Annotated in this window: 13 protein-coding genes; all 13 read left to right on the top strand. The window is 26.5% G+C overall.

Annotation, left to right across the window (positions count from 1 at the left end):
• The first annotated feature begins 259 nt into the window (after window positions 1-259).
• From J7J62_08175 to J7J62_08115, 13 genes are read left to right on the top strand one after another with little or no spacing between them, the layout of a single operon-like run.
• Window positions 260-811: a hypothetical protein gene (locus J7J62_08175; GenBank protein ID MCD6125130.1), complete on the top strand. Its 552-nt coding sequence runs from the start codon at window positions 260-262 to the stop codon at window positions 809-811.
• 17 nt (window positions 812-828) lie between these two features.
• A complete protein-coding gene (locus tag J7J62_08170; GenBank protein MCD6125129.1) occupies window positions 829-987 on the top strand; it encodes a hypothetical protein in 159 nt (52 codons plus the stop codon).
• A complete protein-coding gene (locus J7J62_08165; protein ID MCD6125128.1) occupies window positions 987-2,021 on the top strand; it encodes a metallophosphoesterase in 1,035 nt (344 codons plus the stop codon). Before J7J62_08170 ends, J7J62_08165 begins: the two co-directional genes overlap by 1 nt.
• Window positions 2,014-2,382, top strand: coding sequence for a hypothetical protein (locus tag J7J62_08160; GenBank protein ID MCD6125127.1), 369 nt, complete (start codon window positions 2,014-2,016; stop codon window positions 2,380-2,382). The genes J7J62_08165 and J7J62_08160 overlap by 8 nt, the downstream gene beginning before the upstream one ends.
• A 40-nt stretch (window positions 2,383-2,422) precedes the next feature.
• Complete coding sequence (locus J7J62_08155; GenBank protein ID MCD6125126.1) at window positions 2,423-3,391, top strand: hypothetical protein; 969 nt, start codon at window positions 2,423-2,425, stop codon at window positions 3,389-3,391.
• The gene (locus J7J62_08150; protein MCD6125125.1) at window positions 3,391-4,236 is read left to right on the top strand and encodes a metallophosphoesterase; all 846 of its coding nucleotides are present in this window, start codon (window positions 3,391-3,393) and stop codon (window positions 4,234-4,236) included. The genes J7J62_08155 and J7J62_08150 overlap by 1 nt, the downstream gene beginning before the upstream one ends.
• A 1-nt stretch (window position 4,237) precedes the next feature.
• Window positions 4,238-4,540: a hypothetical protein gene (locus tag J7J62_08145; protein ID MCD6125124.1), complete on the top strand. Its 303-nt coding sequence runs from the start codon at window positions 4,238-4,240 to the stop codon at window positions 4,538-4,540.
• On the top strand, window positions 4,533-6,257 hold the full coding sequence (locus tag J7J62_08140; protein MCD6125123.1) for an AAA family ATPase: 1,725 nt from the start codon (window positions 4,533-4,535) through the stop codon (window positions 6,255-6,257). Before J7J62_08145 ends, J7J62_08140 begins: the two co-directional genes overlap by 8 nt.
• A complete protein-coding gene (locus tag J7J62_08135) occupies window positions 6,247-6,507 on the top strand; it encodes an HU family DNA-binding protein (GenBank protein ID MCD6125122.1) in 261 nt (86 codons plus the stop codon). The genes J7J62_08140 and J7J62_08135 overlap by 11 nt, the downstream gene beginning before the upstream one ends.
• Window positions 6,508-6,559: 52 nt before the next feature.
• Entirely contained in the window at window positions 6,560-6,856 is a 297-nt protein-coding gene (locus J7J62_08130; protein MCD6125121.1) for a hypothetical protein, read from the top strand.
• Window positions 6,857-6,858: 2 nt separating this feature from the next.
• Entirely contained in the window at window positions 6,859-7,146 is a 288-nt protein-coding gene (locus tag J7J62_08125) for a hypothetical protein (protein MCD6125120.1), read from the top strand.
• A gap of 17 nt (window positions 7,147-7,163) precedes the next feature.
• Window positions 7,164-7,526 carry a hypothetical protein gene (locus J7J62_08120; protein MCD6125119.1) on the top strand — a complete coding sequence of 121 codons (363 nt, stop codon included), beginning with the start codon at window positions 7,164-7,166 and terminating at the stop codon, window positions 7,524-7,526.
• On the top strand, window positions 7,526-7,768 hold the full coding sequence (locus J7J62_08115; protein ID MCD6125118.1) for a hypothetical protein: 243 nt from the start codon (window positions 7,526-7,528) through the stop codon (window positions 7,766-7,768). The genes J7J62_08120 and J7J62_08115 overlap by 1 nt, the downstream gene beginning before the upstream one ends.
• Window positions 7,769-7,827 lie beyond the last annotated feature (59 nt).

Here is a 7,827-nt window from a genome sequence, read left to right as displayed (position 1 = left end):
CTAGTGTCCAAGACTTGATAGGAGTTCTTTATCTTCTGTTATTTAAGTTTTAATAATTAGATTTGTAATATTAAATGTTTGTGAAGTTATTTTCTTGACTTTAGCTTTACAACTTTACAGATTTTTTATATAAATTTTTCTTGCTTTTCTTTTTACATCATTATTTCCATTCTTTCTTATTGACTTTTTAAAAAATTTATGTTAATCTTGACAAAAGATTTTGACATGATAAAATTAAAAAAACAATTAAGGAGTTGAAATGAAAGATTACGATTTATGTAATTTTTATTATCGTGATTATAAGGCTTATCAAATTTTAATTAATTACAGGGAATCTAAATTAAAAAGAGTTTCGGATATCTTTACACCAAATTTAATAATTGCAGTTCCTCAACCTAATTTGACTTCAAATCCTTTTGAATGGATACTTAAGTATTTTCGTCCTGATACTATTTTATTCATTGCAGATTGGCTAACTTTGAATCCTGATTTAGTAGCTACATTTCCATTAAAAGATAAGAATAAGAAAATTGTAAATACATTATTCAAATTTGCTCAACAATTCAAAACGTCTTTTAATGTTGCTAAGGCATTTGGTTATGTAGCGATAGATAATAAATTATGGAAATTTTTGAACAAAAGGAATAAAATTTCATTAGATTATTATCTATGTTTAGTTTATAAACATAGGAAAGATTTTCATAATAATTATCGGGGAATATATGCGCATTTTATACAAAATCTTGATTTGGAAAGAGAATTTGGGAGAATAATGAAGGCTTATAGAGCTCATTTGCTTGAAGATATTTAATATGGTGGTGATTTAAAATGAATGATAGTCAATTGGATTATCTAATTGATATTTGCAAAAGAATTTTAGAAAGTGTCTATATTGATGATGCGGACTATATGCCAACTGTTAAGTCTGATTATCTCTTTGAAGAATTAAGACAAATTATTAATGAAATAGAACAAGAGGGGGAATAATGAAAAAAAGATGGACTTTGGAAGAAGCATTAAAATTAAAAGAAGAAAAGAAATATAAAAGTTGGCAAGAATTAGAACAGATTTATGGGAAAAACATTAGAAGAACTTATAGACGATTAAAAAAGAGGTATCCAGAGTTAAATAATAATGCCGATACCGCTTCGGAAATTGAAGAAATAAAAATTGGTCTTAGGAAAGCTGATTGGCGGAAGATTTTATTGCAAGGCCAAGCGAATGCTGAGTTGAATAAAGAAATTTCTGGTATTAAAAATGAATTTGTAATAGATAAATATAAAGATTATCCTTATTCATATTTTCCAGTAATGTTTACTGCTGATTGGCATATTGGAAATACATGGGTTGATTATGAATCATTTTTAAAATTTATGGAATTTATTATTGACAATCAGATTAAATTATCTGTTGTTGGCGATATGATAGATAATTTCATTTTGGATAATTTAAAATTTCCAATGTTAAATACTTCTTTAACTCCACGTCAACAAAAAATAGCTTTGCTTAATTTATTAGATGAATTATTAAGAAATGATTGCTTATTGAATCTATGTTTAGGTAATCATGATCTTAGAAGTGAAAGAGCAATTGGAGAAACAATTTTTTCATTTTTTGATTTAAAGGTTCCTGTGTCACACAATAGAGCTGTAATAGAATTAAAATTTGATAAAGTTTCATATAAGATATTAGAAGTACATAAAGCTTTAGGTTTTAGCATTTATAATAAATTGCATGCAGGTCAACGTGAATTACGTTGGCATCATCCTGATGCAGATGTGATAGTTTTGGCGCATAAACATACACCAGCAATATTACATGATTATAATTTTAGGAAGTGGCAATGGATTGTTATGGTTGGTTCTTTTCAAAAACATAGTGAATATATCTATGATTATTGGGATAAATCTGCAACTATTTATAATCCAATATTTTTATTTGGTACGAAGGAAAAAAAGATAAAATTAATTGAATATTTTGAAGATTTTGAAAAATTTATGAAAGGGAAGGAAGATGAATAAGAAGGAAAAATTAGAAAATTTTGTTTGTAAAGCTTTGGATAGAATAATTCAAGAAGTTCCTTTGGTTCAATATTATGCAGTAGCTAGATTAAATAAAAAACATAATCTTACTGGTGGAAGAATCTCCGTTTCTTATGTGCCTGAAATGTTGAAAGCTACTTTTTATTTATATACATCTTTTTATCAACTTAATCCAGATTTGGAGCTTGATAAAAAGGAAATTTTATCATTACTTTGTCATGAAGTTGGTCATATTTTCATTTGGGAACTGACTGGAACGAACAAAGATGTAGAAAAAACTGCTACATATATAGGTAGGTTAATTTATGATTTGGTGGAAAAGGATATTATACGGTCTTGACTTTTTATTTTTTTTATTTTAGAATGAAAAGGGGCTAAAAATGAAGAAGAAAAGTGAATTATTTGAAATGTTAACTAAAGAATTAAAAAGTAAAACAAAACCTAAAAAAGTATTACATTTTGGTATTGCAGGATTAGATTTGATTGTTCCTTCAGGAATAGAGTTTAGTAGAATTTTGGAATTAAGTGGATTTAGTATGTCTGCTAAAAGTTTTTTGGCACAAAAATTATCAGCTAATTTTCTAAATCAAAATAAAGATGCATTAGTTTTGTATATTGATAGGGAGAATGCTTGTGAAGAAAAACGATTGTTAGAATTGGGAATTGACATGGAGAGATTTTTCATTGTTCCGCCTAATAAATGTCCTACTATTGAAAAGTGTTATGAAATTGTTTGTAGATTTTTTGATAAGTCTCACGAGGAAGGCATTGATGGTTTAGTTGTTATAGACAGTATTGCGTCATTTGGTGATGATAAAAGTAAATTAGTGGAAGATCAAGGCAGGGCGGCCAAAAGATTGCATGAATTTTTCCGTAATATTTCTGGACACATTTATGATAATAATTTATTAATTTTTAGTAATCATAAATATATAGCGCCAGGATTTATTGCTAGAGAAGTCAAAAGTGGTGGTCATGCACCTAATTTTTGGGGACATGTGGCATTAAGTTTGATGAATGTTAGTGCACTTAAAAGAGATAATGAAACTTATGCATATGTAATTAAAGCTGAAGTAAGCAAAAATAGAAGGGATGAACATTTGTTTGACTATACAAGATGGGTTTTAGATTTTAAGCATGGAGCTCATCCATTTACGGGTGTTTTAGATTATTTAGCACAAAAAGGAATTATACAACCTAGAAACAAAGAAGATTTTAAAACTTATAAAAAATTGCCTGTATTTGAATATGATACGGGTGAAGCAAAAATTCGTTTAAGTGAAAGAGATATTGAAAAAGCAAAAGAAATAGTAGAAAAATATAAGTTGCTTGAAAAGCTGGAGGATTGATGGGATTTCTTCCTGCATTAATTATTGGCGATATTCATTTAAAAGATGATCCTTTTAGATTGAAAGAATGGAATTATCTAAAAGAATGCATTTCTAAATTAGAAGTTAATAGTTATGTTTTCCTTGGTGATATTATAAATAAAACAAAAGAATTGCCTTTTCATATTCTATATGATTTTGCTTCTTTTTTATCTAATTTAAAAAAACCTTGTTATATTGTAGTTGGAAATCATGAAAATGAAGCCAGAAGTATAGAATTAAGGCATTCTTGGCTTTGTCTCATATCCTTCCTTCCTAATGTTCACATCTTTCCAAAATTAACAACAAAATTGTTGTACAACAAAACTGTTGTATTTTGGCCATATTATGATAAATCTGTTCCAGCTAATGCTGATATTATTTTTTCTCATAAAGACATTAAAGAACTAAATAAATATTATGATGCGGAATTTGCCGTATCAATTAGGGATTTTCCAAAGAAAGCTGTAGTTTTTAATGGTCATTTACATTTTGCAAGAAAGATTAAAAATTTATATATAACTGGAGCTTGTTATCCAGCTACTTTTAAGGATGATTATAAGTTGAATAGGTTTTTATATATTTTGTATGATTTAGATAATATAAAACAAATTGAAATAAATGTTACATCTTTTGATGAAAAGGATAATTTGTATAAGTTCTTTAGAAGAAAAGAAGTTAAAATACCAAAGAAAAAGTTTGAATTGCCAAAATTTGAAAAAGAATTTATTTCTTTAGATGAAATTTTGAAAAAATCGGATAATAAATTATTGAAGAACATAATTGCTAAATTGAGAGCAAAGTATTTGAAAATGGAAGAGTTTTAAAATGAATGCTAGAAATCGTGGGAAATCTATGGAAAGGGCTATAGCTAAGATTTTTCAGTTCGATAATGCACGTAGGATTGGAATTTTGGGTAAGGAAGATATTATTACTGATAGATTTATTATAGAAGTGAAGGAAAGAAAAAAATTGCCAAAATTTATGTTAAATGCTTATCGACAGATTGAAAAACATAGGACAAAAGACAAGATTCCATTATTTATATTGCATGAACTAAATAAGAATCATATGAACGATTTCGTGATTTTGAAATTAAAAGATTTTTTGGAGATTATAAAAAATGATTGAATTAAAGAGTATAGAACTAAAGAATTTTCGCAGTTGGGAACATTTAATTTATCCTTTTAAAGATGGTATAACATTATTAGAAGGTAAAATTGGAACGGGAAAGTCTAGTATTATATTAGCTGTTAAATATGCGCTTCAAGGTAACATAGAAGGATTGAGAAAAAGCGACCTAATTAGAGAGGGTCAAGATGATTTATTAGTGAAACTGGATATGTTAATTGAAGATAGAAATGTTACTATTTTAAGGAAAAAATCAGGTGTTCAATTGTTTATAGATTCTATACCGTATCACTTCAAGTATAATTCTTTACTTGATAATATTAAAAATAGGACTAAATTTGCATTTTTGTTTGGATTTTCTTCTTTTTTAGATTTAAGGCCTAATGAAAGAAAAAAGTATATTGAAAATTTATTGCCTGATATGGAATTTCTGAGAAAGACTGTTGATGATTATTTGTTTAAGATGGAAAAGAATATTGAATTTAAAATAGGAAAAATAAATTTATCTTTGTGGGAAAGCCATTTGGATTTTTTGATTGAAAATTTGAAAATTATTGAAAATGAAATTAAAGACACGAAATTAAAATTGAGGAAAGCAGTAAGAGAAAAAAATCAAATATCGAAAAAGTCTAGTTTCGATCTGGATAATATACAGAACAAAATAGAGAAATTAAAGTTAGAAAAACAAAAGATTGAAGAAAAGTTATCTGGTTTAAATAAAGAGAAATTGAAAAAATCTAAATCTTTGGAAAGTATTGTTGTTTTTGAAAAGAGATATGACTTTATAAAAAATAAGATAGAAGAATTAAAGAAAAATTTAAAAAACGTAGAAATTAGTATAAAATTTGAGAAGTGTAAATGGTGTGGACAAGAGATAAAAGATTTTAATTATATTAAGGAGAAGAAGAATGAACTTGAATTGGAACTTAAAGAGAAAATGATAGTTTTGAAAGATTTGACTAAAAAATTATCTAAATTTTCTTCGAAATCTGTTGAAAATGAGATAAAAGATTTGGATGAACTTATAAAGTCTAATGAAAAAGTAAAATATGAAATTCAATTACAAATAAATGATTTACAAGCAGAATTGAATTTTTATAGAACTGAAATGGAAAATAAACAAAAAATTTTTGATGTGATTGAAATATATAAGAAGCAATTAGAGACTTTGAAAGAAAAAAAAGAACATATTGAAAGTGAGATTTCAAAAACCAAAAGAATGTATGAAATAAAACAAAATTCTTTAAACATATTAGATAAATTATTAGCCAAAGTTAAAGATAGTAGAATTGAACTTAAAGAAATAGTGAAAAAATATTATGATTTATTTATTTCTAAATTAGTTTTTGCAATGAATGCATTTAGTGAAGGCAAAATCACAGTAGATGAAAATTTAATATTTAGATATAATGGCAGGAAATACGAAAAATTATCTTCAGGTCAAAAACAGTTAATGAAGATATCAGCTTCTTTGGCATTAGCTTATTTTGCACATAGTGTAGATGTAATTGCGATAGATGAAACATTTGATGTGAATCTCGATTCTGAAGCGCAAGAAAAATTGGCTCAAATGCTAGCAAATTTAAAAACAATTTTTAAAAAGATAATTATTATAAGCCATAATTCGGACTTGAAAAATGTTATTAAATTTGATAACATACAACATGTTGATTTAATAGATGAAAAAAGTCATTTGGAGGAAATTCATGAAATATAAGGAATTTTGCAATATTGTTTCACGGAGATTAGGTTTAAAAGCTGTAACTACTGAAAAGATAATGGATATAATTTTCGATACTTTACAAGATTTGGTCATGGAAGATAATTACGAAGTTGTTACACCTATTGGACGTTTTTATCCTGTGATACTTAAAGAAAAAATTGTAAAACATCCGATTACATTAGAAAAATATAAAGTACCAGCTAGAAAAACTATTCGTTTAAAGGCTGGTAAGTGTATATTGTAAGCTATTGACATTTTTTTATAAAATAATTATACTTAAAGAAAGGAGGAAAAAAATGGAAATAAAGTTTTTTAAATTAGTTACGAATGAATTTGTAATAAGTAATGTTAAAAAAGAAACTGATGAATTCTATTCATTATCAAAACCTATGGCTGTAATACGAAATAGAAATCAATTTATATTAATTCCATGGTTACCTATGGAAGAATGCCAGTTGAATAAAATTCATGTTTTAGTAGAAATTCCTATTTCTCATGCAGAAGATTTGAAAAAAATGTATATTCAACAGACATCTGGAATAGTCATTCCAGATATTAAAGTTGATTTAAAAAATATTGAAAAAGGAAAATAGAAATGGCGAAAGGCGGAAATTCTATTGGGATAATAATTTATAAAGATGAAGAAGAAATTACTGTTCAATTTAATTTTGATAGAACAATACGATTACCAAAACCTATTAAGCTTCATTGGCTGAAGGGTTTTGGTATTTTTAATGTAGGTTTTTTAGAAGGAAAGCCTTGGAGTGATGATGATTATTTACTTCTTAAAGGTAAACCAATTTGTTCGGAAAAAGATATTAAGCTTTTTTTAGAAGATTTAAAAATTCTTCTTTATACTTGGATTAAATTTTTTACTCAATAAATTTTAAGGAGGATAAAATGGAAAAAATTTGTAAATACTGTGTATTTTATGAAAATGGGAAATGTGAAGATTCAAAGGGTCCTAATGATTCTTGCGATGAGTTTTTACTTGATGAAACACTTTTGAAACGTGAAACTTCTATATCCCAAGATGAAAAAGTTGATGAAGCGGAAGAAGCCCAAAATGAAGTCGATTTAGGGCAAAATGTTATTGAAAATTCAACTGACATGGAACCAACACTTCAATCTTCAACTTTGGATTTAGAAAAATCTACTGAGAAATTGGAAGAACTTGATGAGAAATTAAATCAGAAGATAAATGTGAACAAAAAAGATAAAAAAATCATTATAACTATTGATTTATCTTCACTCTTTGAATAATGGAAGCTATTTTAACAAAATTGACTGAGGCAATATTAAATGAGATTTTGAAAAGGCGTGGTGATTTATTTCCATTGCCTAAACCGCCAAAGCGCCATAATAAAGTTATAATAAATGCTTCTGTAAATGTAAAAACTAATGATATTATTAGTAATATAAGTGCAAATTTTAAATTGCCTAAATCCTTAGTAGCTGGTATCATTTTAGATATGGTAGTTAAATATTTATCCGATGAAATATAATGTTGATTATTTAATTGATAGGTTGAGAAATTATTTATTTATTTTATATGGAAGAAATG

Source organism: bacterium, from assembly GCA_021159335.1.
In the GTDB taxonomy this organism is placed as follows: Bacteria; UBP14; UBA6098; order B30-G16; family B30-G16; genus JAGGRZ01.
This window is presented reverse-complemented; position numbering and strand designations above follow the sequence as displayed.